The 21538-nt window shown below is 44.3% G+C and carries 14 protein-coding genes, 19 tRNA genes, 3 rRNA genes and 2 pseudogenes; 3 read left to right on the top strand and 35 right to left on the bottom strand.

The window, feature by feature from the left end; genetic code table 11:
• Positions 1 to 17: 17 nt before the first annotated feature.
• Positions 18 to 1196 carry a galactokinase gene (locus tag JJN14_RS02460; RefSeq protein WP_201058803.1) on the bottom strand — a complete coding sequence of 393 codons (1179 nt, stop codon included), beginning with the start codon at positions 1194 to 1196 and terminating at the stop codon, positions 18 to 20.
• Positions 1197 to 1360: 164 nt separating this feature from the next.
• Between JJN14_RS02460 and galR the strand changes: the two genes are divergently transcribed.
• Positions 1361 to 2362, top strand: a complete 1002-nt coding sequence (galR, locus tag JJN14_RS02455; protein ID WP_201058802.1) for a DNA-binding transcriptional regulator GalR — start codon at positions 1361 to 1363, stop codon at positions 2360 to 2362.
• Positions 2363 to 2429: 67 nt separating this feature from the next.
• Here galR and JJN14_RS02450 read toward each other — a convergent pair whose 3' ends face one another.
• The gene (locus tag JJN14_RS02450; RefSeq protein WP_201058801.1) at positions 2430 to 3467 is read right to left on the bottom strand and encodes a zinc-binding dehydrogenase; all 1038 of its coding nucleotides are present in this window, start codon (positions 3465 to 3467) and stop codon (positions 2430 to 2432) included.
• A gap of 76 nt (positions 3468 to 3543) precedes the next feature.
• Entirely contained in the window at positions 3544 to 4440 is an 897-nt protein-coding gene (locus tag JJN14_RS02445) for a cation diffusion facilitator family transporter (RefSeq protein ID WP_201058800.1), read from the bottom strand.
• Positions 4441 to 4572: 132 nt separating this feature from the next.
• Between JJN14_RS02445 and JJN14_RS02440 the strand changes: the two genes are divergently transcribed.
• Complete coding sequence (locus tag JJN14_RS02440) at positions 4573 to 5109, top strand: TetR/AcrR family transcriptional regulator (RefSeq protein ID WP_201058799.1); 537 nt, start codon at positions 4573 to 4575, stop codon at positions 5107 to 5109.
• Positions 5110 to 5274: 165 nt separating this feature from the next.
• Here JJN14_RS02440 and pnuC read toward each other — a convergent pair.
• The 10 genes and pseudogenes from pnuC to JJN14_RS02390 all read right to left on the bottom strand — a co-directional run.
• Positions 5275 to 5478: pseudogene (gene pnuC / locus JJN14_RS02435) on the bottom strand (nicotinamide riboside transporter PnuC); the annotation flags it as partial.
• A gap of 320 nt (positions 5479 to 5798) precedes the next feature.
• The gene (locus JJN14_RS02430; protein WP_061425725.1) at positions 5799 to 6599 is read right to left on the bottom strand and encodes an energy-coupling factor ABC transporter ATP-binding protein; all 801 of its coding nucleotides are present in this window, start codon (positions 6597 to 6599) and stop codon (positions 5799 to 5801) included.
• Positions 6586 to 7422, bottom strand: coding sequence for an ABC transporter ATP-binding protein (locus JJN14_RS02425; RefSeq protein WP_201058798.1), 837 nt, complete (start codon positions 7420 to 7422; stop codon positions 6586 to 6588). Before JJN14_RS02425 ends, JJN14_RS02430 begins: the two co-directional genes overlap by 14 nt.
• Complete coding sequence (locus tag JJN14_RS02420) at positions 7398 to 8189, bottom strand: energy-coupling factor transporter transmembrane component T (protein ID WP_201059125.1); 792 nt, start codon at positions 8187 to 8189, stop codon at positions 7398 to 7400. Before JJN14_RS02420 ends, JJN14_RS02425 begins: the two co-directional genes overlap by 25 nt.
• Positions 8189 to 8791 (bottom strand): ECF transporter S component, encoded by a 603-nt coding sequence (locus JJN14_RS02415; protein WP_201058797.1) that lies wholly within the window; start codon positions 8789 to 8791, stop codon positions 8189 to 8191. Before JJN14_RS02415 ends, JJN14_RS02420 begins: the two co-directional genes overlap by 1 nt.
• A gap of 337 nt (positions 8792 to 9128) precedes the next feature.
• Complete coding sequence (locus JJN14_RS02410; RefSeq protein WP_033684815.1) at positions 9129 to 10649, bottom strand: ABC transporter permease/substrate-binding protein; 1521 nt, start codon at positions 10647 to 10649, stop codon at positions 9129 to 9131.
• A complete protein-coding gene (locus tag JJN14_RS02405; protein WP_201058796.1) occupies positions 10642 to 11370 on the bottom strand; it encodes an ABC transporter ATP-binding protein in 729 nt (242 codons plus the stop codon). Before JJN14_RS02405 ends, JJN14_RS02410 begins: the two co-directional genes overlap by 8 nt.
• A gap of 14 nt (positions 11371 to 11384) precedes the next feature.
• Positions 11385 to 11576: pseudogene (locus JJN14_RS02400) on the bottom strand (polyketide cyclase); the annotation flags it as partial.
• 5 nt (positions 11577 to 11581) lie between these two features.
• Positions 11582 to 12052 carry a MarR family winged helix-turn-helix transcriptional regulator gene (locus JJN14_RS02395; RefSeq protein ID WP_201058794.1) on the bottom strand — a complete coding sequence of 157 codons (471 nt, stop codon included), beginning with the start codon at positions 12050 to 12052 and terminating at the stop codon, positions 11582 to 11584.
• Positions 12053 to 12196: 144 nt separating this feature from the next.
• On the bottom strand, positions 12197 to 13390 hold the full coding sequence (locus JJN14_RS02390) for an O-antigen ligase family protein (RefSeq protein ID WP_201058793.1): 1194 nt from the start codon (positions 13388 to 13390) through the stop codon (positions 12197 to 12199).
• Positions 13391 to 13672: 282 nt separating this feature from the next.
• On the opposite strand from JJN14_RS02390, the gene birA reads away from it, so the two are divergent.
• Entirely contained in the window at positions 13673 to 14608 is a 936-nt protein-coding gene (gene birA, locus JJN14_RS02385) for a bifunctional biotin--[acetyl-CoA-carboxylase] ligase/biotin operon repressor BirA (RefSeq protein ID WP_201058792.1), read from the top strand.
• Positions 14609 to 14793: 185 nt separating this feature from the next.
• Here birA and JJN14_RS02380 read toward each other — a convergent pair.
• The 22 genes from JJN14_RS02380 to JJN14_RS02275 form a co-directional block, all read right to left on the bottom strand.
• A tRNA-Ser gene (locus JJN14_RS02380) sits at positions 14794 to 14881 on the bottom strand.
• Between the two features lie 6 nt (positions 14882 to 14887).
• Positions 14888 to 14961, bottom strand: a tRNA-Ile gene (locus tag JJN14_RS02375).
• A gap of 39 nt (positions 14962 to 15000) precedes the next feature.
• Positions 15001 to 15071 (bottom strand) — tRNA-Gly (locus JJN14_RS02370).
• A 20-nt stretch (positions 15072 to 15091) separates the two neighbouring features.
• Positions 15092 to 15164, bottom strand: a tRNA-Phe gene (locus JJN14_RS02365).
• A 3-nt stretch (positions 15165 to 15167) separates the two neighbouring features.
• Positions 15168 to 15241: transfer RNA gene (locus tag JJN14_RS02360), tRNA-Met, on the bottom strand.
• 10 nt (positions 15242 to 15251) lie between these two features.
• Positions 15252 to 15341: transfer RNA gene (locus JJN14_RS02355), tRNA-Ser, on the bottom strand.
• Positions 15342 to 15353: 12 nt separating this feature from the next.
• Positions 15354 to 15427, bottom strand: a tRNA-Ile gene (locus tag JJN14_RS02350).
• A 13-nt stretch (positions 15428 to 15440) separates the two neighbouring features.
• A tRNA-Met gene (locus JJN14_RS02345) sits at positions 15441 to 15514 on the bottom strand.
• A gap of 5 nt (positions 15515 to 15519) precedes the next feature.
• A tRNA-Pro gene (locus JJN14_RS02340) sits at positions 15520 to 15593 on the bottom strand.
• Between the two features lie 15 nt (positions 15594 to 15608).
• Positions 15609 to 15682: transfer RNA gene (locus JJN14_RS02335), tRNA-Arg, on the bottom strand.
• Positions 15683 to 15693: 11 nt separating this feature from the next.
• A tRNA-Leu gene (locus JJN14_RS02330) sits at positions 15694 to 15779 on the bottom strand.
• Between the two features lie 7 nt (positions 15780 to 15786).
• Positions 15787 to 15858 (bottom strand) — tRNA-Gly (locus JJN14_RS02325).
• Positions 15859 to 15880: 22 nt separating this feature from the next.
• Positions 15881 to 15953, bottom strand: a tRNA-Thr gene (locus JJN14_RS02320).
• Positions 15954 to 15971: 18 nt separating this feature from the next.
• A tRNA-Leu gene (locus tag JJN14_RS02315) sits at positions 15972 to 16053 on the bottom strand.
• 5 nt (positions 16054 to 16058) lie between these two features.
• Positions 16059 to 16131, bottom strand: a tRNA-Lys gene (locus JJN14_RS02310).
• 23 nt (positions 16132 to 16154) lie between these two features.
• A tRNA-Asp gene (locus JJN14_RS02305) sits at positions 16155 to 16227 on the bottom strand.
• Positions 16228 to 16229: 2 nt separating this feature from the next.
• Positions 16230 to 16302 (bottom strand) — tRNA-Val (locus JJN14_RS02300).
• 4 nt (positions 16303 to 16306) lie between these two features.
• Positions 16307 to 16422: ribosomal RNA gene (gene rrf, locus JJN14_RS02295) — 5S ribosomal RNA — on the bottom strand.
• A gap of 76 nt (positions 16423 to 16498) precedes the next feature.
• Positions 16499 to 19399 (bottom strand): 23S ribosomal RNA (locus tag JJN14_RS02290).
• 121 nt (positions 19400 to 19520) lie between these two features.
• A tRNA-Ala gene (locus JJN14_RS02285) sits at positions 19521 to 19593 on the bottom strand.
• Between the two features lie 51 nt (positions 19594 to 19644).
• Positions 19645 to 21191: ribosomal RNA gene (locus JJN14_RS02280) — 16S ribosomal RNA — on the bottom strand.
• Together the 16S, 23S and 5S rRNA genes with 19 tRNA genes alongside form the textbook arrangement of a ribosomal RNA operon.
• Positions 21192 to 21433: 242 nt before the next feature.
• Positions 21434 to 21505 (bottom strand) — tRNA-Glu (locus JJN14_RS02275).
• Positions 21506 to 21538: the final 33 nt, after the last annotated feature.

Here is a 21538-nt window from a genome sequence, read left to right as displayed (position 1 = left end):
ATAAAGCCTCCTTTTGACTAGTCAAGGACGCGAGTGCCACCTGCAACTTCAGCGATATAGAAACTTGGAGCGTATCCAACTACTTCCTCGTAGTGTTTGCCCACAGCTTCCTTAAAGGCATCAACAGCATCTTTTTGCACCAAGGCAATGGCACATCCGCCAAAACCTGCCCCTGTCATACGAGCACCGAGAACACCTTCTTGTGCCCAAGCTGTGTGAACAAGAGTATCCAATTCCAAACCAGTTACTTCATAATCATGCTCAAGAGAAACGTGAGAAGCATTCATCAAACGACCAAATGTTTCCAAATCTCCTGCTTGGAGGGCTACTTGAGCTTTAAGGGTACGTTGGTTTTCAAGCACAGCATGGCGAGCACGTTTCAAACGATTTTCATCTTTAATCAGATAGCTGTATTGGTCAAAGGCCCACTCATCCAATTCACCCAAGGTCTGAATATCTAAGGCAACTTGCAACTCTTCCACTGCTTTTTCACACTCAGCACGACGTTCATTGTACTTAGAGTCCGCCAATTCACGGCGTTTGTTAGTGTTCATGATAACAACGACATTGTCCTTCAAATCAAGTGGCACCAAGTCATACTCTAAAGTGTTAGTATCTAAGTAAATAGCACGTTGGTCTGCACCCATACCGATAGCAAATTGGTCCATGATACCAGAGTTGACTCCGATAAAGTTGTTTTCTGTTTGTTTGCCGATTTTAACCAAATCGAGACGCTCTAATTTTAAATCAAAGAGATGCTCTGTCACGACCCCTGTCAAAAGTTCCAAGGATGCTGAAGAAGACAAACCAGCACCATTTGGGATATTCCCATAGACATAAAAATCAAAACCTTTGTCAATCACATGCCCAGCTTCTTGCAAGAAATGAAGAACTCCTTTTGGATAGTTGGTCCAGTTATGCTCTTTTTCAAACTTGAGGTCAGCTAAAGGTACTTCGATAATGCCCTTGTCCTCAAAGTTAGCTGAGTAGAAACGCAAGACTTGGTCATCACGTTTGCGAGCAGCCCCATAAGTTCCTAAGGAAATGGCTGCTGGAAATACGTGCCCACCGTTGTAGTCTGTGTGTTCACCAATCAGATTGATACGACCTGGTGAGAAGAAAGTTTGGTCTGCTGCTTGACCAAAAACAGTAAGAAAGTCTTTACGAAGTGCTTCTGCAGTAAGATGTTGTGACATATGAATTCTCCTTTGACTGTCCGTTAAGTCACCTTAACGTGTAATCGTTTTCTTCTATTGTATCCAAGGGATTTTCCAAGGTCAATCCTTTTTACTAAATTTTTACTAAAATATGAGTAAAAAGAAGAAAAATATGATATACTAACCTAAATCAAGGAGGTTTTATGGCTACATTAAAAGACATTGCTCAACTGGCCTCTGTCTCTATTGCGACCGTATCCCGTGTTCTCAATCGTGACCAGAGCCTATCAGTTACTGAAGAAACTAGACACCGTATTTTGACCGTTGCTGAAGAGTTGGGTTACACCAAGCACCTCAAGACAGGCGAGTCCCACAAGCCCAAGCAAAAGATTGCCATTATCCAATGGGTCAGTGAACAAGGAGAGCTGGACGACCTCTACTACTACCAGATTCGCCTAGGCATAGAAAAAAGAGCCCAAGAACTGGACTATGATATCTTGCGCTATTTTAATGACCATCCTTTTACACTCAGCGAGGAAGTGATTGGTATTCTCTGCATCGGAAAGTTTAGCCGTACACAGATTTCTGCCTTTGAAGAATACCAAAAGCCTCTAGTCTTTCTAGACAGTGATACTCTTTCGCTAGGACATACCTGCATTATCACGGACTTTTACACTGCCATGAAACAGGTTGTCGATTATTTCCTCAGCCAAGGAATGAACCGTATCGGGATTCTAACAGGTCTTGAAGAAACAACCGACCAAGAAGAAATCATTGAGGATAAGCGACTGGAAAATTTTAGAAACTACAGTCAAACAAAGGGAATCTATCATGATGAACTGGTCTTTCAAGGAAGCTTTACCGCCCAGTCTGGCTATGACTTAATGAAGGAGGCCATTCAGAACTTAGGAGACCAACTCCCGCCAGCCTTTTTCGCAGCCAGCGATAGTTTAGCTATCGGTGCCCTCCGTGCCCTCCAAGAAGCTGGAATCAGCCTGCCAGACCGTGTCAGCCTCATTTCCTTTAACGACACCAGCCTGACCAAGCAAGTCTATCCTCCCCTCTCCAGCATCACCGTCTATACTGAGGAAATGGGCCGAGCAGGTATGGATATTCTTAACAAGGAAGTACTCCACGGTCGCAAAATCCCTAGCCTGACCATGTTGGGAACCAGACTGACTCTGAGAGAGAGTACTCTGCCATAACTCCACAAATTAAACATGACAAAAAATCCTAATAGAGAGTCTCAAATCTCCATTAGGATTTTCTTTTTTAGTCCATCACAATCATAGACTTAATGGTCTTACGTTCATCCATATCTTTATAAGCTTGATCAATATCTTCTAATTTATAGCTTGAAGTAAAGACACGGCCTGGATTGATATCGCCATCAAGAACGGCTTTTAGTAATACTTGTTTGTCATAAGTTGTGACAGAAGCTGGACCACCGCCGATTATTGTATTTTGTCCAAAGGTTGAGCCAATGGCTCGATTTTCATAGTGCGGTACACCAACAAAGCCCATGCGCCCTCCATTATGGAGAACACCAAGTGCTTGATCAACCGCTGCTTCTGTTCCAACACATTCCAGAGTTGCATCTGCACCACCACCTAGAATTTCACGCACCTTGGCAATTCCTTCTTGACCACGTTCAGCTACAACAGCTGTCGCACCTGACTCCAGAGCCATCTTTTGACGGTCTTCATGACGGCTCATAAGAATAATTTGTGAAGCACCACGCATCTTAGCTGCGATAACAGCACATTGACCAACAGCCCCATCGCCAATGACCACAACCTTATCACCTTTTTGAACATTTGCAACGTGCGCCGCATGATAGCCTGTCGGCATAACATCTGCAAGAGTCAAGAGGGACTTTAGCATACCTTCTGTGTAGTCAGAAGGTTGTCCAGGGATTTTAACCAGCGCCCAGTTTGCATAGTGAAAACGAATATATTCCGCCTGAAAATCGCCTCCCAAGTTATTACCAATATGATTTTCGCAAGAACCGTCAAAGCCAGCAAGACAGGCATCACACTCACCACATCCATGGGTAAAAGGGACAATGACAAAATCACCTGGCTTCACCGTCGTAATGGCTTCCCCAGTTTCTTCAACGATTCCAATCGCTTCGTGTCCACTATTTTTATGTCCCGCTTTAATATCTGGATTGCGGTAACTCCAAAGGTCCGAACCACAAACACAAGCACGAACCACACGAATAATCACATCATCTGCGTCTATAATTTGCGGACGTTCAATTGTAGCAAGTCCAACCTGACCCGCCTTTGTATATACTGCTGATTTCATTAACATATCCTCTCCATTTTTACTAGTTTAAGTATACACTTTTTATTATGCTTTCGCTCACTTATACTACACCTCATCAATGATGATGATTTTGATCATGACTTGCTTCTAACTCTGTTATATTGCGCTTATGTGCTTGGTGAGTTTCTAGGTCGGCATCAACTTCAATAGTGATGTTTTGAAATCCACAATCTTTTAGCAAGTTTCGTATGAATTCTTTACAAGTTTCCATCTGTTCAATTTCTTTTAGGCAAACATGAACAATGGCATTTTTTTCCAAACCATCCATAGTCCAGAGATTAAGCTGGTTAAGGCTAGCCACATTGTCTAATCCCTCTAAGTCACTCATGACTTGCTTGATATCGACACCTTCTGGCACAGCATCCAAGAAAATCTTGAGTGTGCTCCAAAATCGAGGAATGGCTTTGATTAAAATGAAGATGGAAATGACAAGCGATAAGAGCGGATCAAGAATATACCAATCTGTAAATCGAAGAACAATTGCCATCAGAATGACAGCCAACCAACCAAGAGTATCTTCTAGAAAATGCAGACTCAGAATTGACTCGTTCTTTGTTTGTCCCTTTCGGACCACAAGACTAGCTAATACATTGATAGTAACCGCAATCATTCCTAGCCAGAGGATACCTTCATCATTAACGGGCTGTGGATTAAAAAGTTTAGTTGTATTTTCCAAAATCACTAGGATGGATCCTGTGATAAGAATCACAGCAGTCACTAGTGCTCCTAAAAGACTAAATCGCTTGTAACCCAAGGTGTACTGCCTATCTTCTTCTCTATTTGAGATTGTTTCTAAAAAGGCCGATATCCCAATAGAAATGGCATCTCCCAAATCATGCACAGAGTCAGCAAGAACAGCACTCGAACCAAATACTCCACCTGCAATAAACTCGACAATAGCATAAGTCAAGTTTAAGAAAAAAGCTACCCAAACAGTATATTTTGCCTTCATCTTTCTCATTCCTTTGTTATAATATATTTATGAACATCTTGTTCATTATCATTATCCACTAAAATTCAAAGAAAGGATAGAAGCAAAGCGTCAACTTTATTCAGTTCTGAACATTTTGCCTCAAGTGTCCATATGACTAAAATCGACCGTCGTATCAGTAAAACAAAAAAAGCCATCTATCAAGCTTTTCTACAACTTTTGAACGATAAGGGCTACGAATCCACTACGGTTCAGGATATCATTGATCTCGCAGACGTGGGACGTTCCACTTTTTACTGTCACTATGAGAGTAAGGAACTACTTCTGGACGAGCTTTGTCGCTACCTCTTCCATCACCTCTTTGAAAGAGAGAAGTCCATTTCAACCGAGGATTACCTCGCCCACCTCTTTCTCCATTTTCAGAAGAATCAAGACCATATCACCAGTCTGCTATTTTCCAAAAATGACTACTTCCTCCGTCAACTCCAGAGAGAATTGGAGAACCACGTCTATCCCTTGTTGGCTGATGATTTGAAAGAAGCTCACCCCAGTCTGCCTGCCTCTTATCTCCAACACTTGGTCATAACAAACTTTACCGAGACATTGATCTGGTGGCTCAAAAAAGGGCAAGACTTCACAGAACAGGAAGTTGTCCAGTTTTATCTAGACTTTCTCATTCCTAAAAATTGAATACAGAGTAGAACTCAGTTACCTTATTTCTAGGCTAGTAAGTTTTTTATCTTTTCAACAAGAAAAGAGGATCCGCCGATCCTCTTTTTCATAATATAAATCCTTGATTTTCAACTCTATCTGTTTTAACCGAAAACTCAAAATAGCACTTTTAAACATTTTTTCTTAGTTAGGTAAGTCAGTGTTCTGCTTAGCTGCCTTGCTCCACTGATACCAACCAACTAGACTGTTAATGAGATAAATCAAGTATTTCCCTTGGATTTGCAGGCTTTCTCCCCACCAGAGATAGATTGAAAAGACATTAGTAGCAGCCCAGAATATCCACTGTTCACGGTAAACAGCTGTCATGAGGATTTGCCCTACACCATTGAATGGGAACAGCGTAAGTTGGGAGACGAAGTTCGAATAGTGATGGGACAGTCTCCTAATTCAGAAAATTATACTGATGATCCTAATAGGCGCTAAAAATGCGAAGACCCATGAAGACCTATTTTGTATTAGTCAAACAAAAAATCCAAAAGAAATGGTATATGATTATGACCATGAAACAAAGTAAAATCAAACCGAGTGATCTGAGGAAGCACCCGATGATCATGAAACGTTATTAAACACAAAAGTCACCCATGTGAGTTCTTGCCAGAAGCTGAAGTTAATCCTTCAACCTGGAAAACCCGCAGAGGTGACTTTTTCTATACATCTCGATTTTTCTGGCAATAATCATTAACCGATAAATATGTCTGTGAATCACCCAGCGACTCCGCTATGTCCATAATCCGCGGTGGTAGTAATCCCACTCGCTGGACAAGTTCGTGATTGCTGAACAATTCCCGTGGACTGCCGGCGAAGCCAAACTTCCCGTGTTCCATAACATACACCGACTCAAACTCGGCGGCGACCCAATCCATGTCATGGGTGATGGTCACAACTTGGTGGCCCGAATCAGCCAACTGATGGAAAATTGCGGTCAACTTGCGCCGGCTTTCCCAATCAAGCGACATCATCGGCTCATCAAATAAATAAATCGCCGGATCCACTGCCAAAACTGTGGCAACGCTCAACAGCTTGCGTTCCGACAATGACAGGTCATATGGACTTTCAGCTGTTTTATCATCCAAGCCAACTCTTTTTAGAGCCGCTAAAGCCCGTCTCGTAATCGTGTCGTGGTCATCCATGATCTGCGCGACATTCCACTCCACCTCTCGTTGAACGGTCGGGTTGAAAAGCTGATCGTCAGGATTCTGAAAAGTAATCCCAACCTTCAGTAACTTTTCGACTGGTTTAAGATCATTAAAATTTTCTCCATCGATCTTAATCACACCGGTTTGTGGTGTCAGCAAGCCCGTCAACAATTTGAAGAGCGTTGATTTGCCGGCACCATTTTGGCCGACAATCGCCACCATCGGATCGGCGAAGTGTTTGTCTTCAACATCCAAGCTAAAGGACCGTTCCGGATAAGTGAACGTCAGGTGGCTCAGTTCAATTGTGGACATAACGGACCTCCTTCAGATCAGCGTAATTCACCGGATACCGGCCATCAGCCAAGTGCCAATCCATTTTTTGAGCAAGTTGCTGGATTGTCGGGGCTGGAATCTGCCAGTCAGCTGCCAAATGATTAAACACCTCACCCGGCCTGCCCTGGGCTACCATTTGACCCTCGTGCAGCACCCACACAACGTCGGCGACTTCGCACAAATCGTCAATTTCACTGGTGACAATGAAGACAGTCGTCTCTTTGACTTTGGCCAGCCATTGGAAAAATTGCCGGCGGCCAAGGGGATCCATCTCACTGGTCGGATCATCCATAATCAAAACAGCCGGATTAGCTACAATCGCCGTGGCAATTGCCAACCGCTGGATCTGACCACCGGAAAGGCTCTCGGGACGCAAATTCAGCTGTTCAATCAGCCCCATTTGCGTGGCAACTTCTTCAACCCGTTTTTGAATCAGTCCTTCAGCCATTCCCTGATTAATCAAGTCAAAGGCGATTTCATCGCCAACCGTGTCTGCCAACCCGCTTAGTTGGCCAGCTGGATTTTGCAGTACAACTCCATTCATGGCATTATAAACGGGCCAATTGTCGGACACTCGCTGGCCAAACATGTGCCAATCGCCCTCAATCTCAGCAGACACAATTTTGGGAATGACCCCTGCCAGCACACGGCACAAAGTCGATTTGCCGGAGTGGCTATTCCCGATAATCCCAACCACCTGGCCGGTATGAACCTCCGCGTTAATCTGACGCAGTTGTGGTTGCTCAGTACCCGGATAACGGGTGGTCAAATTTTCAATTACAATCCGTTTATCTTCGTCCATATCTTCCACCCAATCAATAAAATTGCCAATCCAGTCAGACCAATGTGCAGCGTCCGCGACAGGCGATACACGCGCTGGGAGGTTCTGACAGTCCGGTTGAGATTATCAAAACCTCTCAGTTGGAGAGAAATCGACCGAGTCATCGATTGATCCAAGGTCTTAATCACCAATGGAATTAGAACCGGCAGGACTGACTTTAATTTCTGAATCAACGTTTTTTGCGGATTGGTTCCGCGAACTTTTTGTGCCTGCTGGATTTTCCGCATATTGCGCATCATTTCCGGCAAAATATAACACACCGACATCAGAACGTAGACGGTTTTATAAGACAATCCGGACAGTTCCAAATAGGATGCGTTTTCTGAAATACTCGTGGTCACCATAAAAAAGCCACTGGTCAAAATAATCACCAATACTCGACAACCCAGAGTGGTGGCGTAAAGCAGGCCTTCTTTGTAGAACGACACCCCAAGCACAGAAAACAGCATAGTTTGATTCCGACTGTAAAATAACCCTTGGATGATCAGCATGGTGCAAATCAGAAACAGGCTGAATCCCAGCGCCTTAAAGGTGGTAGAACTCAATTTGGAAAATAACAATAGCAGTGTTGCGACAAGAATTAATCCGGCCTGAAGCAATAAATTCATACTGGCAAAGCTCAACAACGTCATGTCCAAGATGAACAAGAGCTTAGTAATCGGATCGATCACCTGGTACCACTTGAGCTTGACCCGTGGCGCTCCAGAAATCAATATTTTATCAGTCATCATTTATCATCGCTAAAGAAGTGCACCATCCGCTTCGGCAGCTGACGATAGATGAAGAATGCCAGGTAGGCCACGCAGACTTTATCCAAAATATCCAAGACAAACTCATCGATAAATGAGGCCAGCCACACTGGTGCATGATTGGCGACCATTACCGCAAACAATGAGTCACCCCAAGCGATACCGGTCTGACCACCCCAAAAGATGACGTTGAGTGGCGTTGAAATGACAGCTGAAACGATGGCAATAATAATAGCAGAAACAAATACTCGTCGCGCTGACGAGAACCACCCATTGGCGTGCAAAACTCCGACAGCAAGCCCAATTCCGATGCTGGTAATCGCATACACGGTTGAAATTGGCGATAAGGTCAGCCCATAGATCACGTTGTTGATGAAACCACTAATGGCACCGGCAACCGGCCCAGCCAACATGCTGGTAAGAAAGGTTCCCAAAGACCCCAGCCAAACGGGCAACTTTAACCCCTCCGCCAAGGCTTTGGCAACATAGTTAATCCCCACGGCAGCGGGAATCAAAGTCATGGTGGCAGCACTTAACTTAAATTTCCACATACTGGTACGATGAATCGGTTCTGTTTTCATAATCTTCTCCTTTTGTTTTTAAAGAGCCGTGTCTGGATAGACTTTCGGACGCAACGCTCTATTATATATCTACTGAACTGTCTATACACAAGATTTCCATCCTTAGTCGACATGAGCTGGAAATCTTTATTTGTTAAGTAGTTCACAACACATTATACACCTATTTTGTGAATAGTCAAGTGTATTTACAGTAAAATTTTAGAAAATCCTAAAAATTTCCTCTTATTTTCCATTTAAAAATGAAAATCATTAATTCTGACACCAAAAAAGCCCAGACGACATTGTCTGAGCGTTCTTCTATATAGTCGTTTAACCAAGTTGAGTTTAGCTTTTCAAGCTATTTCTTCAACAAACCTTGTTCTTGTAGAAATTCCTTGGCTACTTGTTCTGCTGACTTGCCTTCAACACCCACTTGATAGTTAAGCTGGCTCATCTGGCTTTCAGTAATTTTACCAGCCAATTTATTGAGAACTGTTTCCAACTCTGGATGTTTCTTGAGAAGAGCTTCTTTCATCAGTGGAGCCCCTTGATAAGGTGGAAAGAGTTGCTTGTCATCTTCCAAGACCTGCAAATCATAACGCGCCAATTCCGCATCAGTCGAATAGGCGTCCGTGATTTGAATATCACCTGACTGAATTGCCTGATAGCGAAGAGCTGGTTCCATGGTCGCCACATTGAGATTGAGACCATACATTGACTGCAAGCCCTTATTGCCATCCTCACGGTCATTAAACTCGAGAGTAAAGCCAGCCTTCAACTGCCCTTCCACTTTTTTCAAGTCCGAAATGGTCTTCAAGCCATATTCTTGAGCAATCTTTTTCGGAACAGCTACAGCGTAGGTATTTTGATAAGACATAGGTTTGAGATAGGCTAGATGATCCTGTTTGGCAATACCATCACGCGCTACCTGATAAACCTGCTCTGGCTCATGACTCACTTTAGGTGATGGTTGAAGTAAGCTTTCAGTCACCGTACCTGTAAATTCAGGATAAATATCAATATCACCTTTTTTCAGAGCTTCATAGAGAAAGCTTGTTTTCCCAAAATTCGGTTTAACAGTCGCAGTCATACTGGTATTTTCTTCAATTAGCAACTTATACATATTAGCTAAAATTTCTGGTTCCGGTCCCAATTTTCCAGCAATAACCAAATTTTCCTTCTCTTTTTGAGCCAAGAGGGCTGGACTATAAGACAAACCAAGCAATATTGTCACCAAGGCAAAACCAGAAAAAATCGTCCGTAATTTTGCCTTTTCCATCACTTTTAGTAGGAAGTTAAAGGCAATGGCAAGCACTGCAGAAGAAAGGGCCCCAATCAAAATCAGACTGGCATTATTACGGTCAATTCCCAAAAGGATAAAGGAACCCAGTCCCCCTGCACCAATCAAGGCAGCCAAGGTTGCCGTACCGATAATCAAGACCGCTGCCGTCCGAATCCCAGACATCATAACAGGCATAGCAAGTGGAATTTCAAACTTCTTGAGACGCTCCCACCTGGTCATCCCAAAGGCAATCCCAGCCTCTTGTAGACTTGGATCAATTCCCTTGAGTCCAGTGATGGTATTTTGTAAAATCGGAAAGATCGCATAAATCACTAACGCTGTCAAAGCCGGCAAGGTTCCAATTCCCATCAAGGGGATAAAGAGTCCCAACAAGGCCAGAGACGGGATGGTCTGGAAAATCCCTGCAATCTGTAAGACCCAATCCGCCAACTTCTCATGATAGCGAAGATAAACAGCCAAAGGAATCGCGATAAAAATAGCTAGTAACAGGGTCAAAAGTGACAACTGCAAATGTTGAGATAGAGCTGTCAACCAATCACTAAAACGATCCTGAAAAGTTGCAATTAAATTAGTCATGAACACTACCTCCAAACAAGTCTGCTACAAATTCTGTTGCAGGGGCTTTTAAAATGGTCTCGGGATTCGCCACCTGACGAATCTCTCCATCCTGCAAAACAGCAATACGGTCCGCCAATTTCAAGGCTTCATCCGTATCATGGGTTACAAAAATCGTTGTCATCCCAAACTCTTTATGCAATTCTTTTGTCAGAACTTGCAACTGTTTTCTCGAAATTGCATCCAAGGCTGAAAAAGGCTCATCCATGAGGAGAATCTTAGGCTGACCAATCATAGCACGAACAATACCGACCCGTTGCTGTTCTCCACCAGATAATTCACTAGGCAAACGATGCCCATACTCGGCTCCTGGTAAACCAACCTTAGCCAAAAGCTCTTCAGTTTTCTGAGCAATTTCTTCCTTAGTCCATCCCTTCATCTCAGGAATCAGGGCAATATTTTCCGCGACCGTTAGATTTGGAAAGAGAGCAATGGCCTGTAAAACATAACCAGTAGAAAGACGAAGTTCACGCTCATCATAGTCTTTGATGCGCTTGCCATCCATATAAATATTTCCATCAGTCGGTTCCAAAAGACGGTTAATCATCTTAATCATGGTTGTCTTACCTGAGCCAGATGGACCAACTAAAACCATAAACTCGCCATTCTCAATCTGTAAATTGACATCTCTCAAGACATCTTTTTCTGTGTAGCGTAAAGCTACATTTTTGTATTCAATCATTCTGTATCCTCAATTTAAAACTTTCCTCGGTTGGTCAAATCTTCTACCTTAGGCATGACTTCCTTATTGTCCCAATGTTCCACAATTTTCCCGTTTTCTAGACGGAAGATATCGTACTGGGAATAGGCAACTCCACCAATCTGATTCTGACCATAGCTAACCACATAGTTTCCTTGTCCTAAGAGTTGGAAAACAAAGTCAAAAGTGGCCTTTACTTATAAACAGCTAATTTGCCATCTAAAACCTCATTTTCCTCCTCTTTCAGATTAGCCAAAATTCTTTCTTGAAAGGCTTCAAACTGACGAATTTCTTCCTCTGAAAATCCTTTGTAAAAGATCGTATCCAATTTCTGACTGACACGATGACCCACTTCTTTCTGAGACTGCCCCAACTCTGTTAAAACCAAATACTTCTTACGCTTATCTTCTCCACATGGACTAATAGTTACAAGATTTTGTTCCTCTAGCTTTTTAATCATAGTCGTCAGTGTATTATTAGCAAGCCCAGTTTCCAGAGCAATATCTGTCGCAGTTGCGCAGCCAGTTTTACTATTCCATAAAACCGCTAAAATCTTGCCCTGTTCACTCCGATAAAGAGCTTCAGGATCTTGGCTCAGTAACTTTTGAAAAATACGCCCATTCAACAAACGAATATGATGGGCTACCAAATGACTATCTTTCATGACACCTCCAATTTATTTCGATATCGAAACGAATAAGGCAATTGTAACACTCATTATTCTAACTGTCAACTATTTCAACTTAGAAATAATTTTTCCCAGTAAAAAAATCTCCTACCCAAGGTAGAAGATTTTACTCTTATATACTTAATCCGTCATGTCCGATACCAAAGTTCGATGCTCTAAGGGAATACTGCACATAACTAGCAAGAAAATGAAACCAGACTGAATCCAGAAGAGGGCCAAGTCAAAGATTCCGTGCACAGCAACCACTGTAAGGAAAGATAGATAAAGACCAATAATCGGACGTTTCCCCGACTCCTGACTCATATCCATCATCAAGCGAACAGGAGCCACAGAAGACAAAACTAGTAAAATAGTCCCCACAACTCCGTAACTCAGAATCGTATCAATATAAAGGCTGTGAGCATGTTCATGATAAGGAGCATGTATCCGAGGATACGAGTGCATGTAGGTCAATGGCCCCTCACCCCAAAAAGGATTTTGCTTAAACAAGGCCATCCCAGCATCCCAAATAGAGATCCGTTCTTCCATAGAAGAGTCTAAAGTCCCCATCCGAACTCCTAAATCACTGGAAAAGAGAAAACTCAAGCCAATCGCAAAGACCCCAATACTAAGCCAAAAGGCCTTCAAGTTTTTAATGGTCGTAAAGAGATAAATAATGGCTCCAGCGATAATAGCAGGAAAGGCAGTTCGATTTTGAGTAAAGTTCAAACCAAAGAGATTCACAAAGCCTGCAAACGCACAGAATACTTTCAACCAATTCAATTTGGTCGTTGTAAACAGATAGAAAGCAATCATGATACAGAAACAACAAATAATTCCATAATAATTAGGATTAAAGAAGGTCACTTCTGCACGATTCTGATGCCACACCTGCATATTGGGTGAAAGAAAAGCATAGTTAAATTTCTTCACAATTTGGAAATGTTCTAAACTCGCAAAAGCAGCTGACAAGACGCTACCAAACAAGACGAGCTGCAAAATCAATCGAAAGAATTTATGTGATAAAATCGACTGATAGTGCAAAAAGAAAACAGTAAATAGAAAAATTCCTACTGAAGCTACAACTCCCATCCAATTTTGTGCAAAAACGGATATAACAGTACTATAGCCAAGAAAAAGAAGCAGCATTGGATGCTCCCCCATTTTCTGAAGAATACTTTTCATGTCCCCTGTAAAAATTAAACTGATAATATATAAACAGAATACAACTACAAAAAGATAAAAGGGTAAAAAGATACTCAGGATAATTCCCAATAAAATCAGCTCTTTACTAGACAACCCTTTCAGCTTTTCAATAAAGCCTATTGATTTCAAAATGAATCCTTTCTCTCCAAATCAGTTGATTCAGATAATAGTAAGCTATCCTATATTGTACCACTTTTTTAGCAATTTGAAAACAAAGGAAACGCTTCCATAGGTAAAAAAGCGAGCAAAAATACTGAGATTTCACAACTCAAGCTTAATGACTAGATTCACTCTAAAAAATCGTGCCGAAAATAGTAGGTATATGTTAAAATAGTAGTAATATAATAAGGTTTTGACCAACTATCCGAACTATATTTAAATCATTTACAATTCCTAAAGAAAGGAAACACTATGAAATCCTACCAAGCCGTCTACCAAATTCTAGCTAAAGAAACCGACTATATCAGCGGAGAAAAAATCGCAGAAGAACTATCCCTAAGCCGAACATCAATTTGGAAAGCCATCAAGCGTCTAGAACAAGAAGGCATTGAAATTGATAGTATCAAAAACAAAGGCTACAAACTGGTGAATGGAGACCTTATTCTTCCAGAACTTCTAGAACAAAATCTTCCAATTAAAATCAGTTTTAAACCCGAAACAAGGTCAACACAACTCGATGCAAAAGAAGCAATTGATTTAGGAAATGAAGCAAACACCCTCTATCTAGCTTCCTATCAAACAGCTGGCCGAGGACGTTTTCAACGTTCTTTCTACTCCCCACAAGGTGGCATTTATATGACACTCCATCTTAAACCCAATCTCCCCTATGACCAATTACCATCCTACACACTACTTGTAGCAGGAGCTATCTACAAAGCCATTAAGAACCTAACATTAATAGATGTCGACATAAAATGGGTCAATGATATCTACCTCAAAAATCATAAAATTGGAGGAATCCTCACTGAGGCAATGACATCTGTAGAAACTAGCTTAGTCACAGATATCATTATTGGAGTAGGAATCAACTTTGCTATCAAAGACTTCCCTCAAGAATTAAAAGAAAAAGCTGCTAGTTTATTCAAAGCTCCAGCACCTATAACCAGAAATGAATTAATCATAGAGACCTGGCGTGCTTTTTTCGAAACACCAGCAGAAGAGCTATTATACTTATACAAAAAACAGTCATTTGTTCTAGGAAAAGAAGTGACTTTTACACTAGATCAAAAAGACTACAAAGGATTTGCTAAAGATATCTCAGAAAATGGAAAACTTTTAGTTCAATGTGATAACGGAAAAGAAATCTGGCTCAATAGCGGAGAAATCTCACTCAAGAGTTGGAAGTAATAATAAACTAGCACAACCATAAAATCAACAATATATAAAGATTTTAGCTTTTCTGCAGCCCACTACAGTTGACAAAGAGCCCCAAAAAACTTCAGATAAGTAATCCAATTAAGTTTTACAAATCTGAAGTTTTTATTCTACTATTCTTAAAAATACAAAAAAAGAGTTATAAACTCTCAATAAAACGGAGAATAAGGGATTCGAACCCTTGCGCCAGTTACCCGACCTAACGATTTAGCAAACCGTCCTCTTCAGCCTCTTGAGTAATTCTCCTATTAATGGGCACGAGTGGACTCGAACCACCGACCTCACGCTTATCAGGCGTGCGCTCTAACCACCTGAGCTACGCGCCCAAGTTAAAAACTTGGTAATGTAATTTGAACAAAGTTCAAAGCGGGTGACGAGAATCGAACTCGCGACAACAGCTTGGAAGGCTGTAGTTTTACCACTAAACTACACCCGCATAAATACTATAAATAAAAATGGCGCGAGACGGAATCGAACCGCCGACACATGGAGCTTCAATCCATTGCTCTACCAACTGAGCTACCGAGCCTTATTGCGGGAGCAGGATTTGAACCTACGACCTTCGGGTTATGAGCCCGACGAGCTACCGAGCTGCTCCATCCCGCGTTAATACAAAAGGAGGATGTGGGATTCGAACCCACGCACGCTTTTACACGCCTGACGGTTTTCAAGACCGTTCCCTTCAGCCGGACTTGGGTAATCCTCCATACTATTTAAATGGACCTTGTAGGACTTGAACCTACGACCACTCGGTTATGAGCCGAGAGCTCTAACCAGCTGAGCTAAAGGTCCAACAAGATCTTTATAGCGGCGAAGGGGATCGAACCCCCGACCTCCCGGGTATGAACCGGACGCTCTAGCCAGCTGAGCTACACCGCCATGAATCGGGAAGACAGGATTCGAACCTGCGACACCTTGGTCCCAAACCAAGTACTCTACCAAGCTGAGCTACTTCCCGAGTTAAATAGAAAAATGCACCCTAGAGGAGTCGAACCTCTAACCGCCTGATTCGTAGTCAGGTACTCTATCCAGTTGAGCTAAGGGTGCTCATTAGTTTATGCCGAGGACCGGAATCGAACCGGTACGATCGTTACCAATCGCAGGATTTTAAGTCCTGTGCGTCTGCCAGTTCCGCCACCCCGGCCTCTCTAAGCGAACGACGGGATTCGAACCCGCGACCCCCACCTTGGCAAGGTGGTGTTCTACCACTGAACTACGTTCGCACTGTTTTCTTCTATCTAAAAATGCCGGCTACATGACTTGAACACGCGACCCTCTGATTACAAATCAGATGCTCTACCAACTGAGCTAAGCCGGCTCATTTATTATATCTTAATGCGGGTTAAGGGACTTGAACCCCCACGCCGTTAAGCGCCAGATCCTAAATCTGGTGCGTCTGCCAATTCCGCCAAACCCGCATATATGACCCGTACTGGGCTCGAACCAGTGACCCATTGATTAAAAGTCAATTGCTCTACCAACTGAGCTAACGAGTCTAAAATAACTTACGTTATTCTAACGGTCCCGACGGGAATCGAACCCGCGATCTTCGCCGTGACAGGGCGACGTGATAACCGCTACACTACGGGACCTATGGGAGTTAACGGGATCGAACCGCTGACCCTCTGCTTGTAAGGCAGATGCTCTCCCAGCTGAGCTAAACTCCCTAGAGCTAAGCGACTTCCATATCTCACAGGGGGCAACCCCCAACTACTTCCGGCGTTCTAGGGCTTAACTTCTGTGTTCGGCATGGGTACAGGTGTATCTCCTAGGCTATCGTCACTTAACTCTGAGTAATACCTACTCAAAATTGAATATCTATTCAAACCAAGAAAACCGTTCGCTTTCATATTCTCAGTTACTTTGGATAAGTCCTCGAGCTATTAGTATTAGTCCGCTACATGTGTCGCCACACTTCCACTTCTAACCTATCTACCTGATCATCTCTCAGGGCTCTTACTGATATAAAATCATGGGAAATCTCATCTTGAGGTGGGTTTCACACTTAGATGCTTTCAGCGTTTATCCCTTCCCTACATAGCTACCCAGCGATGCCTTTGGCAAGACAACTGGTACACCAGCGGTAAGTCCACTCTGGTCCTCTCGTACTAGGAGCAGATCCTCTCAAATTTCCTACGCCCGCGACGGATAGGGACCGAACTGTCTCACGACGTTCTGAACCCAGCTCGCGTGCCGCTTTAATGGGCGAACAGCCCAACCCTTGGGACCGACTACAGCCCCAGGATGCGACGAGCCGACATCGAGGTGCCAAACCTCCCCGTCGATGTGAACTCTTGGGGGAGATAAGCCTGTTATCCCCAGGGTAGCTTTTATCCGTTGAGCGATGGCCCTTCCATACGGAACCACCGGATCACTAAGCCCGACTTTCGTCCCTGCTCGAGTTGTAGCTCTCGCAGTCAAGCTCCCTTATACCTTTACACTCTGCGAATGATTTCCAACCATTCTGAGGGAACCTTTGGGCGCCTCCGTTACCTTTTAGGAGGCGACCGCCCCAGTCAAACTGCCCGTCAGACACTGTCTCCGATAGGGATCACCTATCCGGGTTAGAGTGGCCATAACACAAGGGTAGTATCCCAACAACGTCTCCTTCGAAACTGGCGTCCCGATCTCATAGACTCCTACCTATCCTGTACATGTGGTACAGACACTCAATATCAAACTGCAGTAAAGCTCCATGGGGTCTTTCCGTCCTGTCGCGGGTAACCTGCATCTTCACAGGTACTAAAATTTCACCGAGTCTCTCGTTGAGACAGTGCCCAAATCATTACGCCTTTCGTGCGGGTCGGAACTTACCCGACAAGGAATTTCGCTACCTTAGGACCGTTATAGTTACGGCCGCCGTTTACTGGGGCTTCAATTCATACCTTCGCTTACGCTAAGCACTCCTCTTAACCTTCCAGCACCGGGCAGGCGTCACCCCCTATACATCATCTTACGATTTAGCAGAGAGCTGTGTTTTTGATAAACAGTTGCTTGGGCCTATTCACTGCGGCTGACGTAAAGTCAGCACCCCTTCTCCCGAAGTTACGGGGTCATTTTGCCGAGTTCCTTAACGAGAGTTCTCTCGCTCACCTGAGGCTACTCGCCTCGACTACCTGTGTCGGTTTGCGGTACGGGTAGAGTATGTTTAAACGCTAGAAGCTTTTCTTGGCAGTGTGACGTCACTAACTTCGCTACTAAACTTCGCTCCCCATCACAGCTCAATGTTATAGAACTAAGCATTTGACTCAGTTCACACCTCACTGCTTAGACAGACACTTCCAATCGTCTGCTTTAGTTAGCCTACTGCGTCCCTCCATCACTACATACTCTAGTACAGGAATATCAACCTGTTGTCCATCGGATACACCTTTCGGTCTCTCCTTAGGTCCCGACTAACCCAGGGCGGACGAGCCTTCCCCTGGAAACCTTAGTCTTACGGTGGACAGGATTCTCACCTGTCTTTCGCTACTCATACCGGCATTCTCACTTCTATGCGTTCCAGCACTCCTCACGGTATACCTTCATCACACATAGAACGCTCTCCTACCATACCTATAAAGGTATCCACAGCTTCGGTAAATTGTTTTAGCCCCGGTACATTTTCGGCGCAGGGTCACTCGACTAGTGAGCTATTACGCACTCTTTGAATGAATAGCTGCTTCTAAGCTAACATCCTAGTTGTCTGTGCAACCCCACATCCTTTTCCACTTAACAATTATTTTGGGACCTTAGCTGGTGGTCTGGGCTGTTTCCCTTTCGACTACGGATCTTAGCACTCGCAGTCTGACTGCCGACCATAATTCATTGGCATTCGGAGTTTATCTGAGATTGGTAATCCGGGATGGACCCCTCACCCAAACAGTGCTCTACCTCCAAGAATCTTAATGTCGACGCTAGCCCTAAAGCTATTTCGGAGAGAACCAGCTATCTCCAAGTTCGTTTGGAATTTCTCCGCTACCCACAAGTCATCCAAGCACTTTTCAACGTGCCCTGGTTCGGTCCTCCAGTGCGTCTTACCGCACCTTCAACCTGCTCATGGGTAGGTCACATGGTTTCGGGTCTACGTCATGATACTAAGGCGCCCTATTCAGACTCGGTTTCCCTACGGCTCCGTCTCTTCAACTTAACCTCGCATCATAACGTAACTCGCCGGTTCATTCTACAAAAGGCACGCTCTCACCCATTAACGGGCTCGAACTTGTTGTAGGCACACGGTTTCAGGTTCTATTTCACTCCCCTCCCGGGGTGCTTTTCACCTTTCCCTCACGGTACTGGTTCACTATCGGTCACTAGGGAGTATTTAGGGTTGGGAGATGGTCCTCCCAGATTCCGACGGGATTTCACGTGTCCCGCCGTACTCAGGATACTGCTAGGTACAAAGACTATTTTAAATACGAGGCTATTACTCTCTTTGGCTGATCTTCCCAAATCATTCTTCTATAATCTTTGAGTCCACATTGCAGTCCTACAACCCCGAAGAGTAAACTCTCCGGTTTGCCCTCCTGCCGTTTCGCTCGCCGCTACTAAGGCAATCGCTTTTGCTTTCTCTTCCTGCAGCTACTTAGATGTTTCAGTTCACTGCGTCTTCCTCCTCACATCCTTAACAGATGCGGGTAACAGGTAGTACCTGTTGGGTTCCCCCATTCGGAAATCCCTGGATCATCGCTTACTTACAGCTACCCAAGGCATATCGTCGTTTGTCACGTCCTTCTTCGGCTCCTAGTGCCAAGGCATCCACCGTGCGCCCTTATTAACTTAACCTTATTTTTGACCTTTCAGTCATAAACTCTTTTAATACTACAGCGTTTCGGTTTATTTTCTTGTTACTATTTGATATAGATATTCAATTTTCAATGTGCATTACTTGGTGATCTCTCACCAATGGAGCCTAGCGGGATCGAACCGCTGACCTCCTGCGTGCAAAGCAGGCGCTCTCCCAGCTGAGCTAAGGCCCCACAAGACCTCTCAAGACTAAACAAGACCAATGCGCAGTTCCTTATCCTTAGAAAGGAGGTGATCCAGCCGCACCTTCCGATACGGCTACCTTGTTACGACTTCACCCCAATCATCTATCCCACCTTAGGCGGCTGGCTCCTAAAAGGTTACCTCACCGACTTCGGGTGTTACAAACTCTCGTGGTGTGACGGGCGGTGTGTACAAGGCCCGGGAACGTATTCACCGCGGCGTGCTGATCCGCGATTACTAGCGATTCCGACTTCATGTAGGCGAGTTGCAGCCTACAATCCGAACTGAGACTGGCTTTAAGAGATTAGCTTGCCGTCACCGGCTTGCGACTCGTTGTACCAGCCATTGTAGCACGTGTGTAGCCCAGGTCATAAGGGGCATGATGATTTGACGTCATCCCCACCTTCCTCCGGTTTATTACCGGCAGTCTCGCTAGAGTGCCCAACTGAATGATGGCAACTAACAATAGGGGTTGCGCTCGTTGCGGGACTTAACCCAACATCTCACGACACGAGCTGACGACAACCATGCACCACCTGTCACCTCTGTCCCGAAGGAAAACTCTATCTCTAGAGCGGTCAGAGGGATGTCAAGACCTGGTAAGGTTCTTCGCGTTGCTTCGAATTAAACCACATGCTCCACCGCTTGTGCGGGCCCCCGTCAATTCCTTTGAGTTTCAACCTTGCGGTCGTACTCCCCAGGCGGAGTGCTTAATGCGTTAGCTACGGCACTAAACCCCGGAAAGGGTCTAACACCTAGCACTCATCGTTTACGGCGTGGACTACCAGGGTATCTAATCCTGTTTGCTCCCCACGCTTTCGAGCCTCAGCGTCAGTTACAAGCCAGAGAGCCGCTTTCGCCACCGGTGTTCCTCCATATATCTACGCATTTCACCGCTACACATGGAATTCCACTCTCCCCTCTTGCACTCAAGTTAAACAGTTTCCAAAGCGTACTATGGTTAAGCCACAGCCTTTAACTTCAGACTTATCTAACCGCCTGCGCTCGCTTTACGCCCAATAAATCCGGACAACGCTCGGGACCTACGTATTACCGCGGCTGCTGGCACGTAGTTAGCCGTCCCTTTCTGGTAAGATACCGTCACAGTGTGAACTTTCCACTCTCACACTCGTTCTTCTCTTACAACAGAGCTTTACGATCCGAAAACCTTCTTCACTCACGCGGCGTTGCTCGGTCAGACTTCCGTCCATTGCCGAAGATTCCCTACTGCTGCCTCCCGTAGGAGTCTGGGCCGTGTCTCAGTCCCAGTGTGGCCGATCACCCTCTCAGGTCGGCTATGTATCGTCGCCTTGGTGAGCCGTTACCCCACCAACTAGCTAATACAACGCAGGTCCATCTGGTAGTGATGCAATTGCACCTTTTAAGCAAATGTCATGCAACATCTACTCTTATGCGGTATTAGCTATCGTTTCCAATAGTTATCCCCCGCTACCAGGCAGGTTACCTACGCGTTACTCACCCGTTCGCAACTCATCCAGAGAAGCAAGCTCCTCCTTCAGCGTTCTACTTGCATGTATTAGGCACGCCGCCAGCGTTCGTCCTGAGCCAGGATCAAACTCTCATTAAAAGTTTGAGTTCTCACTCATTTCTGTCACTGACAGATTTATTGTTTTTTTCATTGTTCAGTACTACAACCTTAGTTGTAGTGCCCTGCACATTGGTTCGTCTTGTTCAGTTTTCAAAGGTCTTTGTCACTCGCTTCTCTCAAGTGACAACTATATTAGTATATCACAGCCGCTTTCGCTTGTCAACACTTTTTTGAAACTTTTTTAAAAATTTTTCATCAAGTGCCTCAACCACAACATACCATAGTCCGTACGGGATTCGAACCCGTGTTACCGCCGTGAAAAGGCGGTGTCTTAACCCCTTGACCAACGGACCTGAGTTATTTTCAACTCTTACTATTATACAGAC

This window comes from Streptococcus mitis (genome assembly GCF_016658865.1).
GTDB classification, from domain to species: domain Bacteria; phylum Bacillota; class Bacilli; order Lactobacillales; family Streptococcaceae; genus Streptococcus; species Streptococcus mitis_BT.
This window is presented reverse-complemented; position numbering and strand designations above follow the sequence as displayed.

Coding starts and splice junctions, on each gene's coding strand:
- JJN14_RS02415 (WP_201058797.1), bottom strand. CDS start 8,791: ATGAAAACAGAACCGATTCATCGTACCAGTATGTGGAAATTTAAGTTA.
- JJN14_RS02420 (WP_201059125.1), bottom strand. CDS start 8,189: ATGACTGATAAAATATTGATTTCTGGAGCGCCACGGGTCAAGCTCAAG.
- galR (WP_201058802.1), top strand. CDS start 1,361: ATGGCTACATTAAAAGACATTGCTCAACTGGCCTCTGTCTCTATTGCG.
- JJN14_RS02430 (WP_061425725.1), bottom strand. CDS start 6,599: ATGTCCACAATTGAACTGAGCCACCTGACGTTCACTTATCCGGAACGG.
- JJN14_RS02405 (WP_201058796.1), bottom strand. CDS start 11,370: ATGATTGAATACAAAAATGTAGCTTTACGCTACACAGAAAAAGATGTC.
- JJN14_RS02445 (WP_201058800.1), bottom strand. CDS start 4,440: ATGAAGGCAAAATATACTGTTTGGGTAGCTTTTTTCTTAAACTTGACT.
- JJN14_RS02460 (WP_201058803.1), bottom strand. CDS start 1,196: ATGTCACAACATCTTACTGCAGAAGCACTTCGTAAAGACTTTCTTACT.
- JJN14_RS02450 (WP_201058801.1), bottom strand. CDS start 3,467: ATGAAATCAGCAGTATATACAAAGGCGGGTCAGGTTGGACTTGCTACA.
- JJN14_RS02425 (WP_201058798.1), bottom strand. CDS start 7,422: ATGGACGAAGATAAACGGATTGTAATTGAAAATTTGACCACCCGTTAT.
- birA (WP_201058792.1), top strand. CDS start 13,673: ATGAAATCCTACCAAGCCGTCTACCAAATTCTAGCTAAAGAAACCGAC.
- JJN14_RS02395 (WP_201058794.1), bottom strand. CDS start 12,052: ATGAAAGATAGTCATTTGGTAGCCCATCATATTCGTTTGTTGAATGGG.
- JJN14_RS02410 (WP_033684815.1), bottom strand. CDS start 10,649: ATGACTAATTTAATTGCAACTTTTCAGGATCGTTTTAGTGATTGGTTG.
- JJN14_RS02440 (WP_201058799.1), top strand. CDS start 4,573: ATGACTAAAATCGACCGTCGTATCAGTAAAACAAAAAAAGCCATCTAT.